This is a genomic window from Variovorax sp. TLI9-5A (genome assembly GCF_056867935.1).
This window is the reverse complement of the sequence record NZ_CP200310.1, coordinates 4,448,857-4,471,205: the sequence shown is the minus strand read 5'-3', so window position 1 is coordinate 4,471,205 and position 22,349 is coordinate 4,448,857. Positions and strand designations below refer to the sequence as shown.

The 22,349-nt window shown below is 67.0% G+C and carries 20 protein-coding genes, 1 pseudogene and 1 riboswitch; of the genes and pseudogenes, 4 read left to right on the top strand and 17 right to left on the bottom strand.

The features are described from left to right. Positions 1-65: 65 nt before the first annotated feature. The 3 genes from AC1VNX_RS21205 to AC1VNX_RS21195 form a co-directional block, all read right to left on the bottom strand. The gene (locus AC1VNX_RS21205; protein WP_483159122.1) at positions 66-1,040 is read right to left on the bottom strand and encodes an alpha/beta hydrolase; all 975 of its coding nucleotides are present in this window, start codon (positions 1,038-1,040) and stop codon (positions 66-68) included. 214 nt (positions 1,041-1,254) lie between these two features. Continuing rightward, complete coding sequence (mutL, locus tag AC1VNX_RS21200; protein ID WP_483159120.1) at positions 1,255-3,162, bottom strand: DNA mismatch repair endonuclease MutL; 1,908 nt, start codon at positions 3,160-3,162, stop codon at positions 1,255-1,257. 37 nt (positions 3,163-3,199) lie between these two features. After that, complete coding sequence (locus AC1VNX_RS21195) at positions 3,200-3,697, bottom strand: GNAT family N-acetyltransferase (RefSeq protein WP_483159118.1); 498 nt, start codon at positions 3,695-3,697, stop codon at positions 3,200-3,202. A 48-nt stretch (positions 3,698-3,745) separates the two neighbouring features. Here AC1VNX_RS21195 and AC1VNX_RS21190 point away from each other — a divergent pair, with 48 nt between their 5' ends. Further along, the gene (locus tag AC1VNX_RS21190; RefSeq protein ID WP_483159116.1) at positions 3,746-4,417 is read left to right on the top strand and encodes a DedA family protein; all 672 of its coding nucleotides are present in this window, start codon (positions 3,746-3,748) and stop codon (positions 4,415-4,417) included. Between the two features lie 76 nt (positions 4,418-4,493). Here the strand turns inward: AC1VNX_RS21190 and AC1VNX_RS21185 are convergent, their stop codons facing one another. The 3 genes and pseudogenes from AC1VNX_RS21185 to tsaE form a co-directional block, all read right to left on the bottom strand. Then, on the bottom strand, positions 4,494-4,781 hold the full coding sequence (locus AC1VNX_RS21185) for a glycine zipper domain-containing protein (RefSeq protein WP_483159114.1): 288 nt from the start codon (positions 4,779-4,781) through the stop codon (positions 4,494-4,496). Positions 4,782-4,933: 152 nt separating this feature from the next. Beyond that, positions 4,934-6,402, bottom strand: a pseudogene (locus AC1VNX_RS21180) (N-acetylmuramoyl-L-alanine amidase). Then, a complete protein-coding gene (gene tsaE / locus AC1VNX_RS21175; protein ID WP_483159112.1) occupies positions 6,399-6,905 on the bottom strand; it encodes a tRNA (adenosine(37)-N6)-threonylcarbamoyltransferase complex ATPase subunit type 1 TsaE in 507 nt (168 codons plus the stop codon). The pseudogene AC1VNX_RS21180 and the gene tsaE overlap by 4 nt, the downstream one beginning before the upstream one ends. Between tsaE and queG the strand changes: the two genes are divergently transcribed. Then, entirely contained in the window at positions 6,891-7,964 is a 1,074-nt protein-coding gene (queG, locus tag AC1VNX_RS21170) for a tRNA epoxyqueuosine(34) reductase QueG (RefSeq protein WP_483159110.1), read from the top strand. The two genes, tsaE and queG, sit on opposite strands and share 15 nt — an antisense overlap. A gap of 8 nt (positions 7,965-7,972) precedes the next feature. Here queG and arsC read toward each other — a convergent pair whose 3' ends face one another. The 5 genes from arsC to AC1VNX_RS21145 all read right to left on the bottom strand — a co-directional run bounded on the left by arsC (position 7,973) and on the right by AC1VNX_RS21145 (position 13,553). Beyond that, positions 7,973-8,353, bottom strand: a complete 381-nt coding sequence (gene arsC / locus AC1VNX_RS21165; protein WP_483159108.1) for an arsenate reductase (glutaredoxin) — start codon at positions 8,351-8,353, stop codon at positions 7,973-7,975. Between the two features lie 30 nt (positions 8,354-8,383). Further along, entirely contained in the window at positions 8,384-9,070 is a 687-nt protein-coding gene (locus tag AC1VNX_RS21160) for a glutathione S-transferase family protein (RefSeq protein WP_483159106.1), read from the bottom strand. A 40-nt stretch (positions 9,071-9,110) separates the two neighbouring features. Next, positions 9,111-9,623 carry a 6,7-dimethyl-8-ribityllumazine synthase gene (locus AC1VNX_RS21155; protein ID WP_301507485.1) on the bottom strand — a complete coding sequence of 171 codons (513 nt, stop codon included), beginning with the start codon at positions 9,621-9,623 and terminating at the stop codon, positions 9,111-9,113. A gap of 100 nt (positions 9,624-9,723) precedes the next feature. Next, a riboswitch (FMN riboswitch) is annotated at positions 9,724-9,895 on the bottom strand. A 99-nt stretch (positions 9,896-9,994) separates the two neighbouring features. Then, positions 9,995-12,181, bottom strand: a complete 2,187-nt coding sequence (locus AC1VNX_RS21150; RefSeq protein ID WP_483159104.1) for a TonB-dependent siderophore receptor — start codon at positions 12,179-12,181, stop codon at positions 9,995-9,997. 277 nt (positions 12,182-12,458) lie between these two features. After that, positions 12,459-13,553, bottom strand: coding sequence for a DNA glycosylase AlkZ-like family protein (locus AC1VNX_RS21145; protein WP_483159102.1), 1,095 nt, complete (start codon positions 13,551-13,553; stop codon positions 12,459-12,461). A gap of 509 nt (positions 13,554-14,062) precedes the next feature. On the opposite strand from AC1VNX_RS21145, the gene AC1VNX_RS21140 reads away from it, so the two are divergent. Beyond that, on the top strand, positions 14,063-14,332 hold the full coding sequence (locus tag AC1VNX_RS21140; protein ID WP_483159100.1) for a hypothetical protein: 270 nt from the start codon (positions 14,063-14,065) through the stop codon (positions 14,330-14,332). A 305-nt stretch (positions 14,333-14,637) separates the two neighbouring features. Here the strand turns inward: AC1VNX_RS21140 and AC1VNX_RS21135 are convergent, their stop codons facing one another. After that, positions 14,638-16,104 (bottom strand): aminotransferase-like domain-containing protein, encoded by a 1,467-nt coding sequence (locus AC1VNX_RS21135; protein ID WP_483159098.1) that lies wholly within the window; start codon positions 16,102-16,104, stop codon positions 14,638-14,640. Between the two features lie 357 nt (positions 16,105-16,461). On the opposite strand from AC1VNX_RS21135, the gene AC1VNX_RS21130 reads away from it, so the two are divergent. Further along, the gene (locus AC1VNX_RS21130) at positions 16,462-16,701 is read left to right on the top strand and encodes a hypothetical protein (RefSeq protein WP_483159096.1); all 240 of its coding nucleotides are present in this window, start codon (positions 16,462-16,464) and stop codon (positions 16,699-16,701) included. A gap of 96 nt (positions 16,702-16,797) precedes the next feature. Here AC1VNX_RS21130 and AC1VNX_RS21125 read toward each other — a convergent pair whose 3' ends face one another. Genes AC1VNX_RS21125 through AC1VNX_RS21105 form a run of 5 tightly spaced genes read right to left on the bottom strand, consistent with a single transcriptional unit; the run spans position 16,798 to position 22,329 of the window. Next, positions 16,798-17,676, bottom strand: a complete 879-nt coding sequence (locus tag AC1VNX_RS21125; protein WP_483159095.1) for a sugar phosphate isomerase/epimerase family protein — start codon at positions 17,674-17,676, stop codon at positions 16,798-16,800. An 8-nt stretch (positions 17,677-17,684) separates the two neighbouring features. Further along, entirely contained in the window at positions 17,685-18,872 is a 1,188-nt protein-coding gene (locus AC1VNX_RS21120; RefSeq protein ID WP_483159093.1) for a dihydrodipicolinate synthase family protein, read from the bottom strand. A gap of 1 nt (position 18,873) precedes the next feature. Continuing rightward, complete coding sequence (locus AC1VNX_RS21115; protein WP_483159091.1) at positions 18,874-20,049, bottom strand: Gfo/Idh/MocA family protein; 1,176 nt, start codon at positions 20,047-20,049, stop codon at positions 18,874-18,876. A gap of 53 nt (positions 20,050-20,102) precedes the next feature. Next, positions 20,103-21,533 carry an enolase C-terminal domain-like protein gene (locus AC1VNX_RS21110; protein WP_483159089.1) on the bottom strand — a complete coding sequence of 477 codons (1,431 nt, stop codon included), beginning with the start codon at positions 21,531-21,533 and terminating at the stop codon, positions 20,103-20,105. A 16-nt stretch (positions 21,534-21,549) separates the two neighbouring features. Continuing rightward, positions 21,550-22,329 (bottom strand): ABC transporter ATP-binding protein, encoded by a 780-nt coding sequence (locus AC1VNX_RS21105; RefSeq protein WP_483159087.1) that lies wholly within the window; start codon positions 22,327-22,329, stop codon positions 21,550-21,552. Positions 22,330-22,349 lie beyond the last annotated feature (20 nt).

The following is a 22,349-nucleotide window of genomic DNA, read 5'->3' as shown; positions in this document are numbered from 1 at the left end:
GGTGCGCCGAGCGTAGCAAATGGCGCGGGCCCGGCTGTGTGCCGGACCTTGGAGGCGGGCTGCCCTCAGATGGCTGCGGGTGCCGGCGGCTCCACCTTGCCGCTCACGTCCTGCGGCGTGAGCGTGCCCGAAGCGGCAGGCGGCGATAGGCGCGGTGCCGGCCGCACGGCGGCGTTGCTGGCGACCATGTTCTCCGGCTTCATGCGGAACAACTGTGTCAGCGCCGCGCGGTACTGCGCCTCGCCGATGGAGTTGGTGTTGTGGTGCGAGCCGCCTTCGACCAGCACGAACAGCTTGGGCACGGTGGCCGCGTCGTACAGCTTGCGGCCCAGAGTGGGGTTGATGAGGCTGTCGGCCGTGCCGTGCACCACCAGCAGCGGGGAGCCGATGTCCTTGACCGCGTTGATCGCCTCGAAGCGCTGCGTGATGAAGGGGCCGAAGGGCAGCCAGCCCCACTTGAAGCCGCTGACCACGTCGGCGATGGAGGTGAAGGTGCTCTCGACGATGGTGCCGCTCTCGTCCTTCACGTGCGCCGCGAGGTCGATGCCGATGGCGCCGCCGAGCGAGTGGCCGAAGATGTAACGGTGCTGTTTGGGGTGGCGCGCGGCCAGCCAGGTCCAGGCCGCGCGGGCGTCCTCGCGGGCCGATTCTTCCGAAGGCAGGCCCTTGGAACTCTTCCCGAAGCCGCGGTAGTCGATGGCCAGCACCGAGAAGCCCAGCTCATGCATGCGCTGGATGCGCGGCGCCGAGCCGGCCACGTTGTAGCGGGCGCCGTGAAGGTACAGCAGCACGGGCGTGGCGGTGGTCTCGGGCGCGCCGCCCAGCCACAGGCCGTGCAGGCGGGCGGGTTCGCCGGTGATGGAGGACTGGAAATCGATCCACACGTCTTCCATGCCCTGGGTCATGGAAGCGGTGTTGCCCCAGCTGCGGTCGCTGGGCTGGAAGATCCATTCGCGTTGCTGTTCGTCGAGCGTCGAGCAACCGGCGGCGAGCAGGGCACACAGCGAGAGGACAGACGCGAGGAGGGTCCAGCGTTTCATCATGGGTTTGAGGGACAGCGGAGTCGGCTCGAAAGTTCACCTGCTTTCACCTTGATGCGCCGACACAGCAGCAAGGTAACTCCCTGAAACAGTGCTCGGCGGCACTTTACCGAGCACATGCAACGGATGTGCCTGGGATTTCGCCGACTGCGGAAAACCCTAGAAAAAAGACTTAAAAACGTCCGAAAACCGCGGATCGGCCGTATTTCACTGTTTATCGGCCACGCATGAAGAGCGAATCCAGCTCGCGCACCGAAAGCTGGCGCCAGGTCGGCCGGCCATGGTTGCACTGGTCCGAGCGCTCCGTGGCCTCCATCTGGCGCAGCAGGGCGTTCATTTCGTCGATGGTGAGCTTGCGGTTGGCCCGCACAGCCCCGTGGCAGGCCATGGTGGACAGCAGCTCGTTCTGGGCGCGTTGCACCACCGTGCTGGCGTCGTGCTGGCCCAGTTCGGCCAGCACGCTGCGCGCCAGTTCCACCGGGTCGCCATCGGCCAGCGTTCCCGGCACGGCACGCACCGCGAGCGTGCGCGCCGAGAAGGGCGTGATCTCCAGCCCCAGCGTCGGCAGCACCTCGGCGCAGGCCTCGGCCGTGGCCACTTCCTGCGGCGTGGCCGCGAAGGTGGCCGGAATCAGCAGCGGCTGGCTGCTGATGGACGCTCCGTCGAGCTGCGTCTTGAGCCGTTCGTAGACGATGCGCTCGTGCGCGGCGTGCATGTCGACGATCACCAGGCCCTGGCTGTTCTCGGCCAGGATGTAGACGCCCTGCAGCTGGGCCAGCGCACGGCCGAGCGGCCAGGCTTCGTCGTTGTTGGCGATGGACTGCGCGCTGGGGCTCGGCGCCAGGGGCAGTCCGCTTGGCGCCTGGAAGCTGGCCGGCGCCGCGCTTGCCGCTGGCCATGGCGCCGGCGCGGAAGGCTCCGCCGCATGCAGCGCAGCCTGTTGCTGCTGTTCGCTGCGCCGGGGCCACATGGCCTCGAAATCGCCGGTACCGCGCTCGCGGGGCGTGAAATCCATGGCCGGCTGTGCCCAGCTGGCATTCGACGGCAGAGCTGCCTGCTTGAAGAACGGCTGCGGCGCGCCTGCCGGCGCTGTCGCGTCGCCGGCACGCGGGGCCGCCAGCGCGTCTTCGACGGCATGGCGCACTGCCTGGTGCACCTCGCGCCCGTCGCGAAAGCGCACTTCGATCTTGGTCGGATGCACGTTCACGTCGACGCGCGACGGATCGATCTCCAGGTACAGCGCATACACCGGCTGGCGCTGGCCGTGCAGCACGTCTTCGTACGCGCTGCGCACCGCGTGCGACAGCACCTTGTCGCGCACGAAGCGGCCGTTGACGTAGAAGAACTGATGGTCGCCACGCGAGCGCGCCGCATCCGGAATGCCGGCGCGGCCGACCACGCGCACCGCGCCGCCTTCGCGCTCGACCGTCACGCTCTGCGACACGAACTCGTCGCTCAGCGCATCGGCCAGCCGCTGCTCGCGCGTGGCGGCGGCACGCCACTGCTCCACCAGCTTGCCGTCGTGCCAGATCGAGAAACCCACCTCGGGACGCGCCAGCGCATGGCGGCGCACCGCCTCGATGCAATGGGCCAGCTCGGTGGCGTCGGTCTTCAAGAACTTGCGTCGCGCGGGCGTGGCGAAGAACAGCTCCCGTACCTCGACCGTGGTGCCGGTGGAGCGGGCCACCGGCCGCAGCTCGCCGGTGCGCCCGTCGAGCGCGAAGGCCGAGTCGGAGCCTGCGAAGCGCGAAAGAATGCTGAGCTCGGCAATCGCGTTGATGGCCGCCAGCGCCTCGCCGCGAAAACCCATCGTGCCGACCGTCTCGAGATCGTCGAGGCTGGCGATCTTGCTGGTCGCATGGCGGCGCAGCGCCACCGTGAGTTCCTCGCGCGGAATGCCCAGGCCGTCGTCTTCCACGGAGATCAGCCGCACGCCGCCCGAGGCCAGCCGCACCGTGATCTGGCTGGCGCCCGCGTCCAGCGCGTTGTCCAGCAGCTCGCGCACCACCGAGGCCGGCCGCTCGACGACTTCACCGGCTGCGATCTGGCTGATCAGCTCGTCGGGCAGTTCGCGGATCGGGCGGCGTTGTGCGGGGGAGATGGAAGTGGGGAGGGCGCTCACCGGGGCATTCTAAAAGCGGTGAATCCGGGGCGCCTGTTCAGGGCTGCTGCAGCTGCTTGAACATGACATACGCATCCACGAAGCCATGCTGCGGATGCCTGAACGCGCCGGGCAGCGTGCCGACGATCGCGAAGCCCATCTTGCGCCACAGGTGCACCGCGCCTTCGTTGGTCGACACCACGAAGTTGAACTGCATCGCGCGAAAGCCCATGCGCACGGCTTCCTGCTGCGAGTGTTCGCACAAGGCCGATGCGACGCCCATGCCGCGCGCCGCATCGGACACGACGTAACCGCAATTGCTTACGTGCGAGCCCTGGCCGGGCTGGTTGGCCTTGATGACGTAGGTGCCGAGCACCGCGCCCTGATCGTTGCAGGCCACGAAGGTCGCGGCGGGCACGTCCATCCACGCATGGCGTGCTTCGACTTCTGCGACATCGGTCGCGAAGGTGTAGGTGTCTGCGCGTCGGAAGGTGGGTTCGAGGACGGACCAGATGGCGGGCCAGTCCGCATCTGTGGCGGCGCGTATGTGCAGCATGGGGTGATTCACGAAGGGCGTCGGGTCGAGCAAGGATAATCCGCGCCCATGGAAATCATCAGCTTTCTCGTCGACTTCGTCCTTCACGTCGACAAACACCTCGAGGCCTTCGTCATTGCCTACGGCCCCTGGGTCTATGCCTTGTTGTTCCTCATCGTCTTCGTGGAAACCGGCGCGGTGGTGATGCCGTTCCTGCCGGGCGACTCGCTGCTCTTCATCGTCGGTGCCCTGTGCGGCGCGGGGCTCATGAACTATCCGCTGGCCTGCGGAATATTGATTGCCGCTGCCATTCTGGGTGACCAGTGCAACTACTCCATCGGCCGCTACTTCGGGCCGAAGGTGTTCCAGTGGGAAAACTCGCGCTTCTTCAACCGCAAGGCCTTCGATCAGGCGCATGCCTTTTACGAGCGCTATGGCGGCATCACCATCATCCTTGCGCGCTTCATGCCCTTCATCCGCACCTTCGCGCCCTTCGTGGCCGGCGTGGCCGAGATGAACCGCGCGAAGTTCACGATGTTCAACGTGGTGGGCGCGCTGATCTGGGTGCTGGGCATCGCCACTGCCGGCTACTTCTTCGGCAACCTGCCGTTCGTGCGCCAGCATCTCGACAAGATCATCTGGGCGCTGATCTTCGTGCCGGGCCTCTTGGCGATCTATGGCGCGTGGCGCGCCTCGAAGGCGGAGAAGGCGCGCGAAGCGCAGCAGGCTTCGCAGGCCTGATCTTCGATCCGCCAACCAATGAAAAAGCGCGCCGGGAGCGCGCTTTTTCGTTCAGGCCTGTCGTTCAGGCTGTGTATCAGTAGTTCGGCCCGTTGCCCGGGTAGTAGCCGCTGCCGCGCGGATAGCGTTGCTGGTTGTAATAGTTGCGTTCATCGGCATTGCGACCGATCTGGTTGCCGATGATGCCGCCGATGGCCGCGCCGCCCACTGTGCTCGCGGTGTTGCCGCCGATGGCATTGCCCACCAGTGCGCCACCCACGGCGCCCACGCCGGTCCCGAGGTTCTGATTGGGACCGCTCGCGCAGCCCGCAATGGCCATGACCGAAGTGGCTGCGGCTGCAGCGATCCAGAGACGTGTGTTCATGATGTCCACCTTTCGATGAGTGATGGCTCATCATGTCCAGCTCACCCCCGCGTGCCGTGTAGGAACCAGCCGCACGTGCCTGTGCGGCCTCGCGGGGCGCACCGCGTGGGACAGGAGTGCATGCTTTGGCTCTACAGGCAGAGCCGGTAGGGCTAGAGCTGCCGGCTGCGCGCCAGCGGCGGGTTCTGCGCGAAGTAGCGCTGGATGCCGCGCATCAGCGCATCGGCCAGGTTTTCCTGGTAGTCGACGCGGCGCAGGTTCGCTTCTTCTTCCGGGTTGCTGATGAAGGCGGTTTCCACCAGCACGCTCGGAATGTCGGGCGCCTTCAGCACCGCGAAGCCGGCCTGCTCGACCGAGCTCTTGTGCAGCCGCGCGCCGATGCCCTTGATCTCGCCGAGCATCGCGCCGCCGAGCTTCAGGCTGTCGTTGATCTGCGCGGTGGTGCTCATGTCGAGCAGCGCGCGCTGCACCTGCGCCTCGTGGTTGCCCACGTTCACGCCGCCCACGCGGTCGGCGTCGTTCTCCTTGTTGGCGAGCCAGCGCGCGGCGCTGCTCGATGCGCCGCTCTGGCTTAGCGCGAACACGCTGGCGCCGCGCGCGGCGGGCGTGGTGAAGGCGTCGGCGTGGATGCTCACGAACAGGTCGGCCTGCACGCGCCGCGCCTTCTGCACGCGCACGCCCAGCGGCACGAAGAAGTCGGCATCGCGCGTGAGGAAGGCGCGCATCGGGCTGCCGTTCACGCTGCTCGCGTTGATGCGCTCGCGCAGGCGGTGGGCCACCTGCAGCACGATGTCCTTCTCGCGCGTGCCGGCGGGGCCGATGGCACCGGGGTCTTCGCCGCCGTGGCCGGGGTCGAGCGCCACGATGATGATGCGGTCGGTGCGGCTGGCGGTGGCGGTGCTGCTGGGGCCTCGCGACGCAGGCGCAACCGGCGGAGGCGGCGCGACGGGCCTGACGGGCGCGGTGCCGACCACGGGCGGAGGCGGGGCCGAAGGGCGGTCGGGCGCGATCGCGACGGCGGGCGGAGGCGTCTGCGGGCCGGGGCGCATCGACTGCTGCGCCATCAGGTCACCGAGTGGATCGGCAGCCGGGGCAGGGGGGGCGGCACGACCCCGGCGACAGCGGAGCCGCCGCTTGAAGTGCGCGGCGCATCGCGCAGGCGCTCGGCGATCAGCGCTTCCATCGGGTCGATCGCCTGCTCGGGATACAGGTCGAGCACCAGCCGGTGCTTGTACGCGGCCACGGGCGCGAGCGAGAACACCTGCGGCACCACGGCCTGCTTCAGGTCGAACACGATGCGCACCACCTTCGGCGCGTTCTGCCCCACGCGCAGGCCGTTGATGTACGGGTCGCCCGGCTTGATCTTGCCGACCAGTTCGCGCAACTCGGGGTTGAGGTCGATGCCCTCGATGTCGACCGCGAGCCGCGGCGGACTGCCCACCACGAGCTGCTGCGAGTTCAGGCGTGCGTCGGACTCGATGGTCACGCGGGTGTAGTCGGCTGCGGGCCATACGCGCACGGCGAGGATGGTGGCTCCGCGCGCGATCTGGTGCACGCCGAGCATCAGCGCAATGCTGCCGCCCTGCAGCAGCACGCGCCGTTTCAGGCCGGCCGCCTTCATGCGGCGATGCGCGCCAGCAGATCGCTGCCGCGAGGGGTGTTCGCGAGGAGGGTCACGCTGCGTGTGTCGTCAGTCATTGCTTCTATTTTAATAGCGAGGTCGGCAATTGGCGTACGGCCCGCGGCGTTCTCCGGCCACTCGGCCAGCTTGAGGCCCGGCCCGGCGAAGATGTCGCGGAAGCCGGCGTCGTCCCATTCGCGCGGATCGGCGAAGCGATAGAAGTCGAAATGGAAGATCTGCAGCCCGTCGGGCGCCTCGTGGGGCTCGACCACGGCATAGGTGGGGCTCTTGATGCGCCCGGCGATGCCCAGGGCGCGCAGAAGGTGGCGTACGAAAGTGGTCTTGCCTGCGCCGAGGTCGCCATGCAGCTCGATGAATGCGTCGCGCAATGCGGGCGATGCGGCCAGCGCCTGCGCAAAGGCTTCGGTGTCGGCTTCGCTGCACCAGCGCAGGCTGCGGGTGCTCTTGTGCGTTTCTACAATCGGCAAGTGATCGTCAGCCATCCACTCGTTGTTCGTATTCAGGCCTTGGCCAGGGAACTCGGATTCTCCCAAATCGGAATCGCGGGCGTCGATTTATCGAGCGCCGAGGTCGGTCTGATGCAATGGCTGGCCCATGGGTTCCATGGCGAGATGCAATACATGGAAACGCACGGCACGCGCCGCGCGCGTCCGGCCGAGCTGGTGCCGGGCACGGTCAGCGTGATCACCGCGCGCATGGACTACCTGCCGCGCAGCACCGAGCCCGAGTGGCAGGCCATCGAGTTCGACCGGCTGAAGCGGCCCGGCGAGGCCATCGTCTCGGTCTACGCCCGGGGTCGCGACTATCACAAGGTGCTGCGCAACCGGCTCGCCAGGCTGGCCGAGCGCATCGCCGAGGAGGTTGGCCCCTTCGGCCATCGCGCCTTCACCGACTCGGCCCCGGTGCTCGAGGCCGAGCTGGCCTCGCGCAGCGGCCAGGGCTGGCGCGGCAAGCACACGCTGGTGCTCGACCGCGACGCCGGCTCGATGTTCTTCCTGGGCGAGATCTACGTCGACATGGAGTTGCCGCCGAGCGAGCCCGTCACCGCGCATTGCGGCAGCTGCAGCGCCTGCATCGACGTATGCCCGACGCAGGCCATCGTGGCGCCGAAGAGGCTCGATGCCCGGCGCTGCATCTCCTACCTCACCATCGAGCACAGCGGGCCGATCCCGCTCGAACTGCGCCCGCTGATGGCCAACCGCATCTACGGCTGCGACGACTGCCAGCTGATCTGCCCCTGGAACAAGTTCGCGAAGAAGAGCACGCTGCCCGACTTCGACGCGCGCGAGGAGCTCACCGGCCGCACGCTGGCCGATCTGTTCGCGTGGACCGAACAGGACTTCCTGCGCCGCACCGAAGGCAGCCCGATCCGCCGCATCGGCCACGAGCGCTGGCTGCGCAACATCGCGGTGGCGCTGGGCAACGCGGCACGCTCGGGCGAGGGCGGCGCGAAGGAAGCGCTGGCGACGCGTGCCGAGCACCCGAGCGAGCTGGTGCGCGAGCACGTCGTCTGGGGCCTCGCGCAAGAGACCGTGGACTGAGGCCCGGCTCAGGCCGGCAGGATCTCGCGCACGCGCTCCCAGGGCCGGCACATCAGCGTGCCGCGCGGCGACACCACGATGGGCCGCTGCAGCAGGATCGGGTGCTCGACGATGAAGTCGAAAATCTGGTCGTCGCTCCACTTCGCGTCGGCCAGGTTCAGCTCCTCGTAGGGAGCCTCCTTGGCGCGCAGCAGGTCGCGCGCGCCCATGCCCATGGCCTTCGAGAGTTCGCGCAGCTTCTTCTTCGAAGGCGGCGTTTCAAGATAGAGAACGATCTCGGGCTCCACGCCGCTTTCGCGGATCAACGACAGCACGTTGCGCGACGTGCTGCAGTTGGGCTTGTGGTAGATCGTCATCGGGTAGGCGGTGGTCGGGGTGCGTGCGGTCATGGCGTCGATGATAGGAAAACCGGAGGCAGCTCAGCTTTGCTGAGTGTCGTCCGTCGAGAACGGAAAGCGCGCCGCCCAGAACTCCGCCAGGCGCGGATCGGCATCCACGCGGCGCACCACCCGCGCCATGCGCGGCGCCACGCGGTAGAAGCGCCTGCGGCGCGGCGTCCAGCGCGACATCACGGTCACGTACAGGTCGAGCATGCTGATCTTCTCGCCGAGCAGGTAGGGCGCGGGCTCGTCGATCTGCGAATCCATCAGTTGCCAGCAGTGCGCGATGCGCTCGGCGGTGCGCTCGAGCATCGCCGCCTGCGCGGCCGGGTCCGGCACCAGGCGCGAGGGCTCGTCGCGCACCCAGAACATCGAGTAGATGGCGGCTGGCAGGTAGACCATCCAGCGCAGGTAGCGTGCGCGCAGCGGGTCGTCGGGCGCAGGGCAGAGCCCGGCTTCCGGATAGCGGTCGCCGAGCCAGATGAGGATGGCCGCGCTCTCGGTCATCACCTCTCCCGAAGGCAGCACGAGCGCCGGCACCTGCCGCATGGGGTTGACGGTGGAGACGCGCTCGCGCTCTGCCTCGCCCTCCCATGGGGCAATGTCGACTGTCTCGACCTGCGCGCCGATCAGCGTGAGCGCGGCGTGGACGGGCGTGGCGCCCGAGCCGGGGGCGCCGTAGAGCGTGTAGCGGTCTTCGCGGGCGGGGGTGGACGAGGTGCTCATCCGCGCAGGTTACGCAGGCCCGCCTCCGATGTCACGTAGGTCAGGCGGCCAGAAGCGCGTCCACCTTCTTCAGCCCTTCGAGCGTCTTCACGCAGGCTTCGGCCACTTCCGTGCCCTTGACCGCGAAGTGGCGGTGGAAGTACTTGCGGTGCTCCACATGCTCGTGGAAGTGGTGCGGCGTGAGCACGGCCGAGAAGATCGGCACGTCGGTCTCCAGCTGCAGCGACATCAGCGTGCTGACCACCGTGTTGGCCACGAACTCGTGACGGTAGATGCCGCCGTCCACCACCAGCGCGCAGCCGATGATGGCCGCGTACTTGCCGGAGTTGGCAAGCCGCTTGGCGTGCAGCGGGATCTCGAAGGCGCCGGGCACGTCGAAGATGTCGATGAGATCGCGCGCCACGCCCTGGCGGTCCATCTCCTCGAGGAAGGCGTCGCGCGCCTGGTGGACGATGTCGGAATGCCATTGCGCCTCGACGAAGGCGATGCGCGTGCCGCGCGGCGAACCCGACGCGGTGACGGCGGAAAGGGGAAGGTCGTTGATCTGACTCATGGTGTGCCTCTGAGAAAGCAGGTTTCCTGAATCAGGGCGCACGAAACCGCAAGGCAGCTCGCGCGCAAGCCGAAGCCGGACGCGCGGGCAGGCCCGCATTTCGCGCTCTCTTTCATCCGGACTGTGACCGTCGGCTTCGGAATCGCACCGAAATCTGCTGACCCCGAAGCTCGTTGCAAGCTCCGGGCGCTCGCGGGCTTGTGCGGCTCTTTCTTTCGGAAGACACCGCCATCACCGCCGGTGGGGAGTTTCACCCCGCCCTGAGAACGCTTGCCGCCCGGCGAACCGCGCAGCGGGGGCGATTCTAGGTGGCGCCTGCGGTGCCGGCCTGTCACCCCCGCGCCAGACCTTCGCCCGGGCAAGGATTTTCTTCAGAAGCGATACGTGGCCGCCGCAGTCACGGTACGGCGCTGGCCGTAGAAGCAGTCGCCACGCGCCAGGCAGGTGGTGAGCTGCACCTTGTCGGTCAGGTTGCCCACGTTGAGCGACAGGCGCAGCGGGCCGTTGTCCCAGGCGAACATAGCGTCGAGCAGGGTGACCGAGGGCACCGGGTTGGCGTCCATGCCGTCCCACGACTTGCCGATGTAGCGCACGCCGCCGCCCAGCGAGAAGCCGGGCACGCCGCCGATGGAGAAGCGCCGCATCAGCCAGGCCGAGGCCGTGTGCTTCGGCACGCCCGAGATGCGCTTGCCCAGATCGGTGCCGGTGCTGCGCGAGACGCGAGCGTCGGTGTAGGCGTAGGAGGCGACCCAGTCCCAGTCGCGCCCGATGCTGCCCTTGTACTCGAGCTCCAGGCCCTTCACGTGCACCTCGCCGAGCTGCACGCTGTTGAGCGGGTTGGTCGGGTCGGTGGTCTTGCGATTGGTGTCGCGCAGGTCGTACACCGCCGCCATGAACGAGGTGCGTTGGCCTTCGGGCTCCCACTTCACGCCAGCCTCCCACTGCTTGCCGCGCTGCGGCTTGAAGGGCGTGTTGTTCACGTCCGCGCCGCCCAGCGGCAGGAACGATTCGGCATAGCTCAGGTACGGCGCCCAGCCGCCGTCGGCCAGGTAGACGAGGCCGGCGCGCTTGGTGGTGGCCTTGTCGTCGACCGCCACCGCGGGGCGGCCCTCGGTGTCGGTGGTGGCCTTGTCGTGGCGCAGGCCGAGCAGGCCGATCCAGCGGCCGTACTTGACCTGGTCCTGCACGTAGATGCCGGCCTGCTTCTGCACCACAGCGGGCTGCCGCGTGAGGAAGGTGGGCGCCGTGTAGTTGCCGTACACCGGCGCGTAGACGTCCAGCGCTCCCGCGCGGCCGCGTCCCGTGAGCTGCGAGGTCTCGTTGCGCTGGAAGTCCGCGCCAACGAGCAGCGTGTGCTCCGCCGCGCCGGTCTTGAAGTGCGCCTCGGCCTGGTTGTCGATCAGCAGCATCTTGCCGCCGTTGATCTGCGTCACCAGGTCGCGCTCGATGGTGCGCTGGTCGGCGTTGAACACCGGCCGTGCCGGGCGGCCGGTGAGCCGGTTGGCCGTGAAGCTGGTGTAGGAGGAGTTGTAGACCACCTTGCTCTCGGTCGAGCGCAGGTTCTGCCTGAAGGTCCAGGTGTCGTTGAAGCGGTGGCTGAACAGGTAGCCCAGCGAGGTGTTGCGCGTGTCGTAGCGGTCGAAGCCCGGCTCGCCGGTGAAGGTCGAGGTGGGAATCTGGCCATACAGCGACGGCAGCAGCGTGCCCTGCCACGGGAAGAAGCCGATCAGCGAGCCGCTCTTGTCCTTCTGGTAGAGCGCCTGCAGCGTGAGCGAGGTGTCGGCGCTCGGGCGCCAGGTGAGCGAGGGCGCGAGCAGGATGCGGTCGTCGGGCACGTGGTCGACCTGCGTGCCGCTGTCGCGGTTCACCGCCACAAGGCGGTAGAGCCACTTGCCTTCGGTGTCGAGCGGCCCGGTGAAGTCGGCCGCGACCTGCTTGCGGTTGTGGCTGCCCAGCTGCACCTGCACCTCGCGCTGCTGCTCGGCCTGCGGCCGCTTCGACACCAGGTTCAGCACGCCGCCGATGCCGCCCTGGCCGTAGAGCACCGAAGAGGGCCCGCGCAGCAGCTCGACGCGCTCCAGCATGTACGGATCTACGCGCGTGGTGTTGTAGGTGCCGTAGCTGCGCTGCAGCCCGTCGAGGTACTGGATGGCGTCGCCGCCGCGCACCTTGAACGAGTCGACGCGGCTGTCGAAGTAGCTCGACACCACGCCGGCCGTGTAGTTGGTGGTCTCGCGCAGCGTGAGCGCGCTCTGCGCCTCCATCTGGTCGCGCGTGACCACCGAGATGGCCTGCGGCGTCTCGATCAGCGGCGTGTCGGTCTTGGTGGCGGTGCCGCCGCGCCTGGCGACGAAGCCGGTCACGGGGCCGGTGGCGGTTTCGCCCGCGTCGCCGGTCACGGTGATGGTGGGCAGGGCCTTGCGGGTCTCGACGGGGTCGTCCTTTTCCTCGGCGTAGGCCGGCACGGCGGCGCCCAGCGCCATGGCGGTTGCGGCGAGCGTGGCTCGGCGGGTATGAGAAAGGCGCCAAGCCGGGCGGCGATGCTTCTTCGATGTCATGTGCAGCTTCTCCTGTGTCCTGCGTTTGGGGGGAGTGGCTGCGGCGCGCGCCGGGTGCGGGCGCGCCATGGCTTCTCGTCTCTGATCCGGTTGATTCCGTCGATCCGAACGAGCGCAAACCGGCGGCTCGCTTCGGGCTGGCGGCCGGTGGGTTTTATGGGTTCTTGTTGCGTCGTCGCGGGCAGCTTTTTGGGCTGCGGTCTTCGTTCCTTCGAAGACGGCTTGCACGCCCGTTGCGGGCGGCTGGCTGAGCGGGCGGATTATAGGAAGAAAGACATCAACGCCCAGCCAGAAACCGCGTCATGCGCTGCAGTTCTTCGTCGAGCGCTGCGCGGAAGGCCGCATCGCGCGGCTTGCTGTCGGCATAGCCGAACACCGGCTTCAGCCGGCCCTCGGGCGAGCTGCCGAAGTTGGCCCAGCCGATCACGCGGTCGTGCCACAGCATCGGCAACGCGTAGTAGCCGAACTGGCGCTTCGGCGCGGGCGTGTAGGCCTCGAACTTGTAGGTCCAGCCCCAGAGCAGCTCGAAGCGGCGGCGGTCCCACACGACAGGGTCGAAGGGCGCGAGCAGGCGCACCGCATCGTCGGGCGCGTGGCGGCGCGAGGCCGGGTTCTCATCGGCGGGCCAGAACCAGGTGGTGCCCTCGATGCCGCAGTTGGCGAGCTCCTCGCGCGCGATGCGCAGCGCGGCCTGTGTCTGCGCCGCGAGGTGCGGCGCGCCGTAGCCGAGCAGCCGCACGAGGTAGGTGAGGCTGGAGGCCGGCAGCGGCGCGTACTTGCGCACCACCAGCTCGATGAGCGCCGCCGCACGGCGCGCGCGCCCGGCGGGGCTGTCGTCCGCCGGCGCATGCGTCACCGCTTCGTAGACGCGCGTGCCGCTGTCGCGCCGCACCACGCGCAACATGCCGCGGTAGTGCATGCCGTCGAGCAGATGCGTGGTCGCGTTGCTGGAGCCGCCCCAGTAGTTCTTGACGCGGCCGTGTGCGAAGTGCAGTTCGACCTGGCGCGGATGCACCGGACCATGCTCCCTCACGTAGGCGAGCACGTCGGCCGCCTTGCGCCGGGTGTCGGCGTCCCATGCGCGCTTGGCTTCGCGCGGGTGCATCAGCGCCAGATGCTCGCGCGGCAGGAAGCCGTAGTTGACGAGGCAGTCTTCCTCGACGGCGAGGCGCGTGTAGCGGCTTTCGAGATCGCCGGCGCGATAGTCCTTCACCCGGTGGCGCAGCGTCAGGTCTTGTGCGCGTGCAGGGGCTCGGATCGGGTCGGCCTGCACGAAGCCCAGGCGGCGGATCGCGGCGGGCAGGGTCGTGGGCTTGAAGAGGGTGCGGGCGACTGCGTAGCGGCGCAGGTCGTCGATGGTTGGGGCAGGCATCGGCGGATTGCAGCACAGGCGGGGCGGTTTCGCTCTGCTGGGTTGTTTGTTGGGCGCTGTTGTTCAGGGCGCGCTCACGCCGACGGGGTACCTTGCTCCGCGAATGTCCCCCGGCCTTCGGCCTCCTCCTTTATTTCGCTGCGCAAGGCACCCCATCGGCGTGAGCGTTCGGCGCTGCTGCGGCATGGGTTTACCGGGCTCGCGCACGGCGCATTGCGGAAGCTGCATTTGTTGGCAGTCTGCGCGACTTCGTGCTGTGGCAGCGGCAACTTTGCCGGGTTCTTCTCTAGAGTGAATGCCCCTGTCACTCGACACCCCGCCAAGGGGAGCAGAAAGGCGCCACTCACTCAAGTCACCCAGATGTTCGAAGGCTGCTTGCCTCGCGGCAGGTCGTCGGTGCGAAAGCAGCGATGCAGATGCGAGGTATCAAAAGGCGACGGCCAGGGTGTTCGAAGCACCCCAGCCGTCTAACCAAGTTCGTGCACACACCTTGGAAGGAACGCACAAAAATGGCTACCAAGACTATAGCCCGGCCTCGCACGCCGGTAGCTTCCGCAGAAACCGCCCAAGACCCGGCGGATCTTCTCGAAACCACCCTCACTCAGCTCGAAGCCCTCCTGTGGGTCTGCCACGGCGAAGAGATCGACTGGTGCAGCGGGGATGGGCCTCGGCAACTGAACAATCTGCTTTGGCTTGCGGCCGAGATGGCGCGCAAGGCGGGGGAGTTGTTTCAGATGAGCGAGAAGGCGCGACGTGGGGCGCCTGAGACCGGCGACTAGCGGTCGGTCTGCGGGCCGCGGATTTCGCGGCCTGCGTGAAGGCTTCCTGGTGAGGGAATTCGGGTCGCTTGAATATGCGGGGTAAAGCTCGATGGCTGCTATCTGTTCCAGGCTGATCGTTTGCGGAAGATGCGAGCCACCGCTTTGTGGCGCTGCTGTCAAGGTTCCCTTGAGCTTTCGCGATGATTGAGCGACAAGTTGCAGTCGGGCAGGAGCTGATATCGCATCCTCACCTGATCAGAGGCGGCGCGCTTGACATTGAGAGTCAGTCGAAGGCAGCGGACCTCGACCTGCATTGACGCCAACTAGGGTCTCGACGAACGTTCCTCGAAGATCGGCCCCGATTTTCCGGTTGTAGATTTCAGCTGCGCGTTGGCGAGTTCTCCAAGATTTCTTATAGCCCCTTCCAGGCGCGGGTCGCCGAGATGCCCGTAGTTGATGCGCAGGTGCCGGGTGTATCGGCGGTCGGCTGAAAACAAATGGCCCGGCGCTACGCCTATGCCGAGCTGAAGAGCGTCCTGGTGCAGTGCGAGCGAGTCGACGCCTTCTGGCAGCGCGAGCCACAGGAAATAGCCGCCTTCGGGGCGCGTGACCCGCGTTCCAGCCGGAAAGTATCGATCGATAAGTCGCAAGCATGCAGCCTGCTGGCGGCTGAGCGAATGCCGCAGGGCGCGCAGGTGACGATCAAAACTCCTGTGCTGGAGGTACTCCTGCAACGCCAGTTGCGAGGGGAGTGCCGTCGCCAGCGAGCTCATCAACTTGTTCCGACCCAAAGTGGCTGCAAAGCGACCGCCCGCTACCCAACCGATGCGATATCCGGGGGCCAGGGATTTCGAGAAAGAACTGCAGTGCAGCACCCAGCCAGCCCGGTCCCAGGCCTTGGCTGGTGGCGGTCTCCGAGCCCCATGCGCGAGCTCGCCGTACACGTCGTCTTCGATCAGCGGTATGGCGCGGGTGGCGAGCATGCTGACCAGTTGCTCTTTGGCTGCGTCGCTCATGGTGCAGCCCATTGGATTCTGGAAGGTCGGCATGAACCAGCAGGCCTTCACCGGATGCTGGTCGATCACGCGAGCAAGAGAGCTGAGATCTACGCCTGTACGCGGGTGGGTCTCCACCTCGACCGCGCGAAGACCGCGCCGCTCCAGTGCCTGCAACGCACCATAAAAGGTTGGCGTTTCGATCGCCACGACGTCGCCCGGCTGCGTCACCGATTCGAGTGCAAGATTGAGGGCCTCCATCGCCCCGCTGGTGATGACCAGTTCAGACGCAGGAACATCCATTCCGACGCTGCCGTAACGCAGGGAGATCTGATGGCGTAATTGGGCGTTTCCTGGTGACAAATCTTCGACGGTCTGCCAGGGATCCATCCGCTTGAGCGCTCGCGTCAGGCCGGCGGCAAGTTGTTCGAAGGGAAACAGCTCTGGCGACGGAAAGGCCGAGCCGAGCGGGACCATGTCGCGCTCGCGAGCCTGCGCAAGGACCTGAAAGACAAGCGACGAGACGTCGACCGGCATGGACCGAAGGACAGGCTCGGTGGCGGCGAGTTCATTGGTCGGCATTTCCGCCCCCGCTCGAACGAAGTATCCCGACCGCTGCCGCGCTTCGACAAGCCCTTGCGCCTCCAGCAGGTAGTAGGCAGAGAACACGGTGGACGCACTGATGCCCATTTGCGACTTCAGTTCGCGCACGGAGGGAAGGCGATCGTTCGCCTTCAGGCTACCCGCGCGAATACGCTGGGCGATGTTGTCGGCAAGCTTCTCGTAGCGGTTCATGGGCATCTCTTTCTGATACGGTCGTTCTGGACCGCTCCCGAGATTGTCATATCAGACGTCGGCCTGCCCGACGCGACTACCGGCCTCCTTGCATCTGATACGGAGATTTTCAGCTGATCTGGTTCTGTACGTATCAGCCTGGAAGATGAACACTCGACAGCACGATGAGAGTGCTTCTGTGTGCAGGCGGACTGCTCCGCCTTTCGGCGCGTCTTGCAGACGCCCATTCAGCTGACCGCTACCGTTTCGTTGGATTGATTAATCAACTAATTAATTAATCTTTCCGCTTCTTCATCGGTCTATTGAGCTACTCGCCGCACTCGGGCACTTCGCGGTCTGTCACCTGATGTCTTTTCAATGATGAATTCAATCCCAATCTCTTTTGTTATTTTCAAGGTTCTCGTGCTCAGCGTGGGCATGTATTTGGCCGTCAAGTGGCACTACGAACGGGGACAGAAGTACAAGAATCAAAAGACAGCTGCAGTGGTCCTGACATCCATCAAGGTGGGCTCGGCGTTCGTCGCTTCTGCGTTCCTCGTGCTCTTCCTCACCTTTGAGTTTTGCAATTGGATAGGTCTGGACCTGACCATGCGGTGATTGGAAGTTTTCGGTCGATAGCCTGAATACGGTGCGACTGACGGCTCGATCCGCTCGATCCGCTGGATCGGTGAACAACGCGAGCACAGAACAGTGTTAGACAGCCTGCTTGTGCCGCTCGATACAGACGTCCAGCGTCTCACCGCCAGTCCGCTGCCACCAGTCGAGATTCGAAAAGATCTCCACTTCGCTGAAACCTGAGAACCCTGCGTCCTCGACCCACCCGCGGATCTTCTTCAGCTCGACCACACCATCACCCATCATCCCGCGGTCGCTCAGCAGATCGCGCGTAGGCGTGAGCCAGTCGCAGACGTGGTACGCCAGCAGGCGCTCGCGGCCGGCGCGGGCGATCTGCTGCTGCAGCTTCGGATCCCACCACACGTGGTAGATGTCCAGCGCCACGCCGAGCATGCCGCTTTTGCCCGCATCGAGCTCGTCGCACAGGTCGAGCGCATGTTCGAGCGTGTTGATGCAGGCACGGTCGGCCGCCTGCATCGGGTGCAGGGGCTCGATGGCCAGCGGCATGCCGACCTCGCGGGCGTATTCGAGCGATGCGGCGATGCCGTCACGCACTTCGCTGCGGGCGCGACCGATGTCCTTGTAGGCGGCCTTGCCTTCGAGCGCGCCGGGCAGGGCGCCGACGACCAGCACGAGGCAGGGCGCGTTCAGCGTCTTGGCCTCGTCGATGGCGCGGCGGTTGTCGTCCAGCGCGGCCTTCAGGCCGGCCGCATCGGGCGCGGGGAAGAATCCGCCGCGGCAGTAGCCCGACAGGCCGATGTCGTGCGCCTTCAGCTGCTTCGCCACCTTGTCGAGCCCGACGGCCGCCACCTGGTCGCGCCACGGGCTGATGGCGCGGATGCCCCGCTCGGCGCACTGGTCGATGATGCGGTCCAGCGGCACCTCGGCGCCCGACTGCTTGCGCACCGTGGCGGTGTTGATCGACAGCCAGTCGTGGTTCTGCGAGAAATCGCGCATGCTCGTCTTCAGCCTTCCACGCCGTACAGGGCCAGCAGGGTCTTCATGCGTCGCACCGCCAGCTCGGGCTGCTCCAGCAGGTTGGCCGCATCGGCCAGCCTGAACAGTTCGGCAAAGTGCTGCAGCGAGCGCGTGCTCTGCTGGCCGCCGACCATCGTGAAGTGCTTCTGATGTCCGTTGAGCCAGGCCATGAACACCACACCGGTCTTGTAGAAACGCGTGGGCGCGGCAAAGATGTGGCGCGACAGCGGCACCGTGGGGCCGAGGATGTCGTGGAACTTCTTCTCGTCGCCATGCGCGAGCGCGCCGAGGGCCGCGCTCGCGGCGGGCGCGATGGCGTCGAAGATGCCCAGCAGCGCGTCGCTCTTGCCGTGCGTCGGTTCGTCGCCGAAGCCGTCGCCTGCGATCAGCTCCGCGTAGTTGAAGTCGTCGCCCGTATACATGCGCACACCGGCCGGCAGGCGGCGGCGCATCGCGATTTCCTTGTCCTTGTCGAGCAGCGAGATCTTGATGCCGTCCACCTTGCCTGGATGCGCGGCGATGATGCCCAGCGCGGTGTCCATCGCGGCATCGACGTCCTTCGTGCCCCAGTAGCCTGCGAGCGCCGGGTCGAACATGTCGCCCAGCCAGTGCAGCACCACCGGCTGCTTCGCCTGGCTCAGGATGCGGTCGTACACGCGCTCGTAGTCGGCGGGACTCTTCGCCACGCGGGCCAGCGCGCGGCTGGCCATCACGATCAGCTTGCCGCCCAAAGCCTCGATGGCGGCCATCTGCTCTTCGTAGCCCCGGATCACGTCGTCGACGCTCTTCACGCTGTCGATGTCCAGGTGGTCGGTGCCGCAGCCAGAGGCGACCAGCGCGCCGGGCACGTCCTTGGCGGCGTCGAGCGAACGGCGGATCAGCTCCAGCGAGGTGGGCCAATCGAGACCCATGCCACGCTGCGCGGTGTCCATGGCCTCGGCCACGCCCAGGCCCAGCGAGAACAGGTGGCGGCGGTAGGCGATGGTGGTGTCCCAGTCGACCGCGCATTGCAGCCACGGGTCGATGGCGGCCATCGGGTCGGCCACCACGTGGGCGGCCGAGTAGGCGATGCGGTTGAACTTGACGCCTGTGTCGGGCTTCACCGGCGCGGTGCCGCGCAGCGCGTAGGGCGCGAGCGTGCCGCCAGCGGTGGGGAGGTTCAGCGAAAGTGCCATGTCAGACCTTCAGCGCGGGCACGTCGACCCAGCGGCGGTCCTGCCACGACTCGAGCGCGGCCTCGACCAGCTGCACGCCCTTGGCGCCTTCGGGCAGCGTCCACTTGTAGGGAGCGTCTTCCACCACGTGGCGGATGAAGTGCTCCCACTGGATCTTGAAGCCGTTGTCGTAGACCTGCGAGTCCGGAATCTCCTGCCACTGGTCGAAGAAGTTCATGGTCTGCTTCTCGTCGGGGTTCCACACCGGGCGGGGCGTGGCCACGCGCGACTGGGCGCGGCAGCTCGAAAGGCCCGCCACGGCCGAGCCGTCGGTGCCGTCGACGTGGAAGGTCACGAGGTCGTCGCGGCGAACGCGCGTGACCCAGCTCATGTTGATCTGTGCGATCACAGGCTCGCCGTTGTGGCCGGTGAGCTCGCAGGTGGCGTAGGCCGCGTCGTCGGCTGTGGCCTCGTAGGGCTTGCCGGCCTCGTCCCAGCGCTTGGGGATATGGGTGGCGCCGATGCACGACACCGACTTCACTTCGCCGAACAGGTTGTCCAGCACATAGCGCCAGTGGCACATCATGTCCAGGATCATCCCGCCGCCGTCTTCCTTGCGGTAGTTCCAGCTCGGGCGCTGGATGGGCTGCAGGTCGCCTTCGAACACCCAGTAGCCGAACTCCAGGCGCACGCTGAGCATGCGGCCGAAGAAGCCGGCGCGGCGCAGCATGTCGAGCTTGCGCAGGCCGGGCAGGAAGAGCTTGTCCTGCACGGCGCCGTGCTTCAGGCCCTTGGTCTTCGAGGCTTCCTCCGCCAGGCGGGCGATCTCGACGGCCTCGTTGAGGTTGGTGGCGATGGGCTTCTCGCAGTACACGTGCTTGCCGGCACGGATGGCCTTGGCGAGCAGCGTGGGGCGCATCTGCGTGGTGCCGGCGTCGAAGAAGACGGTGTCGTCCTTGTTCTCCAGTGCGCGGTCGAGGTCGGTGCCCCAGCGCGGAATGTTGTGGGCCTTTGCCAGCGCTTCCATCTTCTCGGCGTTGCGGCCGATGAGGATCGGGTCGGGCATGACCTTGTCGCCGTTCGACAGCGTGACGCCGCCCTGGGCGCGGATGGCGCAGATCGAGCGGATCAGGTGCTGGTTCATGCCCATGCGCCCGGTGACGCCGTGCATGATGATTCCTAGACGTTGGGTGGCCATCGTTTTCTTCCTTGGGTGCGAGAGATTGGTGCGGGCGGGACGCGCGCTTTGGTTCAGTAGACGGAACGCATCGCGTCCCACGAGATGCCGGCGCCTGGCTTGCCGGTGGCGAAGCCGGGCGCGGCGTTGAGCGAGGACAGGTCGAGCTGCCCATCGCGGATGGCGAGGCGCACTGCGCCGTCGCTGGATTCGTAGAGCCCCGGATGGGCGCGCAGCAGCGCCTGCTGCTCGGCCTCGGGCGCTGCCGCGAGACCGTTGACGTAGTGGTGGCCGTTGCGCTCCACGTGCGAGAGGCCGAGCCAGGCGACCAGCGCGAGGTCTTGCTGTACGCCGATGCCGGCCTGCATGGTCAGGTCTTCGCCGGAGAGAAAGTAGCGCGGCTTCTCCGCTCCGGCGTTCCACAGCGCGCAGCGCGCGGCATTGATCACCGACTTGTAGAAGCCCTTGCAGCTCTTGCTCGAAACGCCGGTGTAGCCCAGCGCGCGGGCCTGCACGAAGGCGTCGAGCGTGGCGTCGGATTCGTCGACGAGCAGCGGAATGCGCTTGCCCAGCGCGGACACGTCGCGCTGCAGCGCCGTGTCGCGGCGGATCGGCTGCTCGACGAAGACCGTCTTCTGCGCGAGCTTCCACAGCGTGGGCGTGGAGAGCATGCTGTCGAGGAAGGTGGCGAAGGCGTCGGCGTCCGCGTACTGCTCGTTGCCGTCGAGCGTGACGAGCTGGGCCTTGCCGTCGACCACGCGGGCGATGCACTGGAGCCGGTCGATGTCCTGCGCGGTGTTGCCGCAGAGCTTCAGCTTGAAGTGGGTGTGGCCGTAGCGCTGCACGGCGGCCTGCAGCGTCGTGGGCAGGCCGTCGGCGGGCGCGTCGGGCAACGAGTCGTACTCGTCGATGGCGTCCGCCAACCCGACTGTGTGCCGCGCGGCGATGCGCGTGCGCGGCGACTGCCTCGCGAGGAAGGCCGGCATGTCGAAGCCTGCGAGGTCGTCTGCCAGGCCGCTGCCGGCGATGTCGATGCCGCAGAGGTTGCTGCTCATTGCCGCCGCGAAGCTGGCGCCGCTGTGCAGGCACAGCGCGTCGAGCAGGGCGCGGTCGATCAGCGCCGGGCCGTAGCTGGCTACCAGCGGCTGCAGGCCCTTGGCCCTGGCGCGCGACTGCAGCGCGGCGTAGTTGGAGGCGAAGTGCGTCCAGGCGGTCTCCGCGTCGGGCTCGGCGGTGTAGGCTTCGCGGGCGTCGCGCAGGGCGAAGCGCAGTTGCTCGAAGTTCTGCTCGTTGTTCAGCGCGGGGTTCTTGTCGAACCACTTCGGAATCATCATTTCCGCCGCGCAGCCCTCGGCCGTGCGGCCGTCGGCGAAGCGCACGCGCGCCTTCACGTACACCTGCGGGCAGGCCGTGACGGTGGCTGCGCCGAAGCGGAAGGGCAGCCGCAGCGCCACGTTGCGCTCGGCAAAGCGGATCTCCTCGACGTGAAAGCGGATCGCATCCATGGCAGGCATTCGCTCTTCAGTGGTCCAGGATGCCCTGCGAATAGAAATGCGCGCGCACCAGCTTGGTGTAGGCGCCGAATTCGGGCGAGGACATGACGTCCAGCGTGCGCGGGCGCGGCAGGTCGATGTCGTACACGGCGGCGATGGAGCCGGGGCGCTCGCTCATCACCATCACGCGGTCCGAAAGGAAGATGGCCTCGGGAATGCTGTGGGTGATGAGCATCACCGTCTTCTTCGACGCCATCCAGATGCGCTGCAGTTCCAGGTTCATCTTCTCGCGCGTCATCGCGTCGAGCGCGCCGAAGGGCTCGTCCATCAGCAGCACCGACGGATCGTGCAGCAGTGCGCGGCAGATCGACGCGCGCTGCTGCATGCCGCCCGAGAGCTGCCACGGGTACTTCTTTTCGAAGCCCTTGAGGCCCGCCATCTCCATCAGCTCGCGGGCGCGGGCCCTGGCCGCGTCCATGGGCATGTGGCGCATCTCGGCCTGCAGCAGGATGTTGTCTTCCACGCTGCGCCATGGCAGCAGCACCGCGCTCTGGAACACGATGCCCACGTCCTTCTGCGCGCCCTTGATCGGCTTGCCCGCGAGCGTGAGGCTGCCGCCGCTGATGGGCAGCAGGCCCGCCACCATCTTGAGCAGCGTGCTCTTGCCGCAGCCCGACGGGCCGACGACGGAGACGAACTCGCCTTCCTTGATGGCGAAGTCGAGCGGCTTGAGCGACTCGACGGGGCCGTCCTTGCTTGAGTAGATCTTCGAGACGCCGCGCGCTTCGATCAGGTTGACTTGGGACATGGGGTGCGTGAAAGGTGGCC

Bases quoted from the DNA above. Each gene is read 5' to 3' on its own strand.
- AC1VNX_RS21205 (WP_483159122.1), bottom strand. From the start codon at position 1,040: ATGAAACGCTGGACCCTCCTCGCGTCTGTCCTCTCGCTGTGTGCCCTG.
- AC1VNX_RS21195 (WP_483159118.1), bottom strand. From the start codon at position 3,697: ATGCTGCACATACGCGCCGCCACAGATGCGGACTGGCCCGCCATCTGG.
- AC1VNX_RS21190 (WP_483159116.1), top strand. From the start codon at position 3,746: ATGGAAATCATCAGCTTTCTCGTCGACTTCGTCCTTCACGTCGACAAA.
- AC1VNX_RS21185 (WP_483159114.1), bottom strand. From the start codon at position 4,781: ATGAACACACGTCTCTGGATCGCTGCAGCCGCAGCCACTTCGGTCATG.
- tsaE (WP_483159112.1), bottom strand. From the start codon at position 6,905: ATGGCTGACGATCACTTGCCGATTGTAGAAACGCACAAGAGCACCCGC.
- arsC (WP_483159108.1), bottom strand. From the start codon at position 8,353: ATGACCGCACGCACCCCGACCACCGCCTACCCGATGACGATCTACCAC.
- AC1VNX_RS21160 (WP_483159106.1), bottom strand. From the start codon at position 9,070: ATGAGCACCTCGTCCACCCCCGCCCGCGAAGACCGCTACACGCTCTAC.
- AC1VNX_RS21155 (WP_301507485.1), bottom strand. From the start codon at position 9,623: ATGAGTCAGATCAACGACCTTCCCCTTTCCGCCGTCACCGCGTCGGGT.
- AC1VNX_RS21150 (WP_483159104.1), bottom strand. From the start codon at position 12,181: ATGACATCGAAGAAGCATCGCCGCCCGGCTTGGCGCCTTTCTCATACC.
- AC1VNX_RS21145 (WP_483159102.1), bottom strand. From the start codon at position 13,553: ATGCCTGCCCCAACCATCGACGACCTGCGCCGCTACGCAGTCGCCCGC.
- AC1VNX_RS21140 (WP_483159100.1), top strand. From the start codon at position 14,063: ATGGCTACCAAGACTATAGCCCGGCCTCGCACGCCGGTAGCTTCCGCA.
- AC1VNX_RS21135 (WP_483159098.1), bottom strand. From the start codon at position 16,104: ATGAACCGCTACGAGAAGCTTGCCGACAACATCGCCCAGCGTATTCGC.
- AC1VNX_RS21130 (WP_483159096.1), top strand. From the start codon at position 16,462: ATGATGAATTCAATCCCAATCTCTTTTGTTATTTTCAAGGTTCTCGTG.
- AC1VNX_RS21125 (WP_483159095.1), bottom strand. From the start codon at position 17,676: ATGCGCGATTTCTCGCAGAACCACGACTGGCTGTCGATCAACACCGCC.
- AC1VNX_RS21120 (WP_483159093.1), bottom strand. From the start codon at position 18,872: ATGGCACTTTCGCTGAACCTCCCCACCGCTGGCGGCACGCTCGCGCCC.
- AC1VNX_RS21115 (WP_483159091.1), bottom strand. From the start codon at position 20,049: ATGGCCACCCAACGTCTAGGAATCATCATGCACGGCGTCACCGGGCGC.
- AC1VNX_RS21110 (WP_483159089.1), bottom strand. From the start codon at position 21,533: ATGGATGCGATCCGCTTTCACGTCGAGGAGATCCGCTTTGCCGAGCGC.
- AC1VNX_RS21105 (WP_483159087.1), bottom strand. From the start codon at position 22,329: ATGTCCCAAGTCAACCTGATCGAAGCGCGCGGCGTCTCGAAGATCTAC.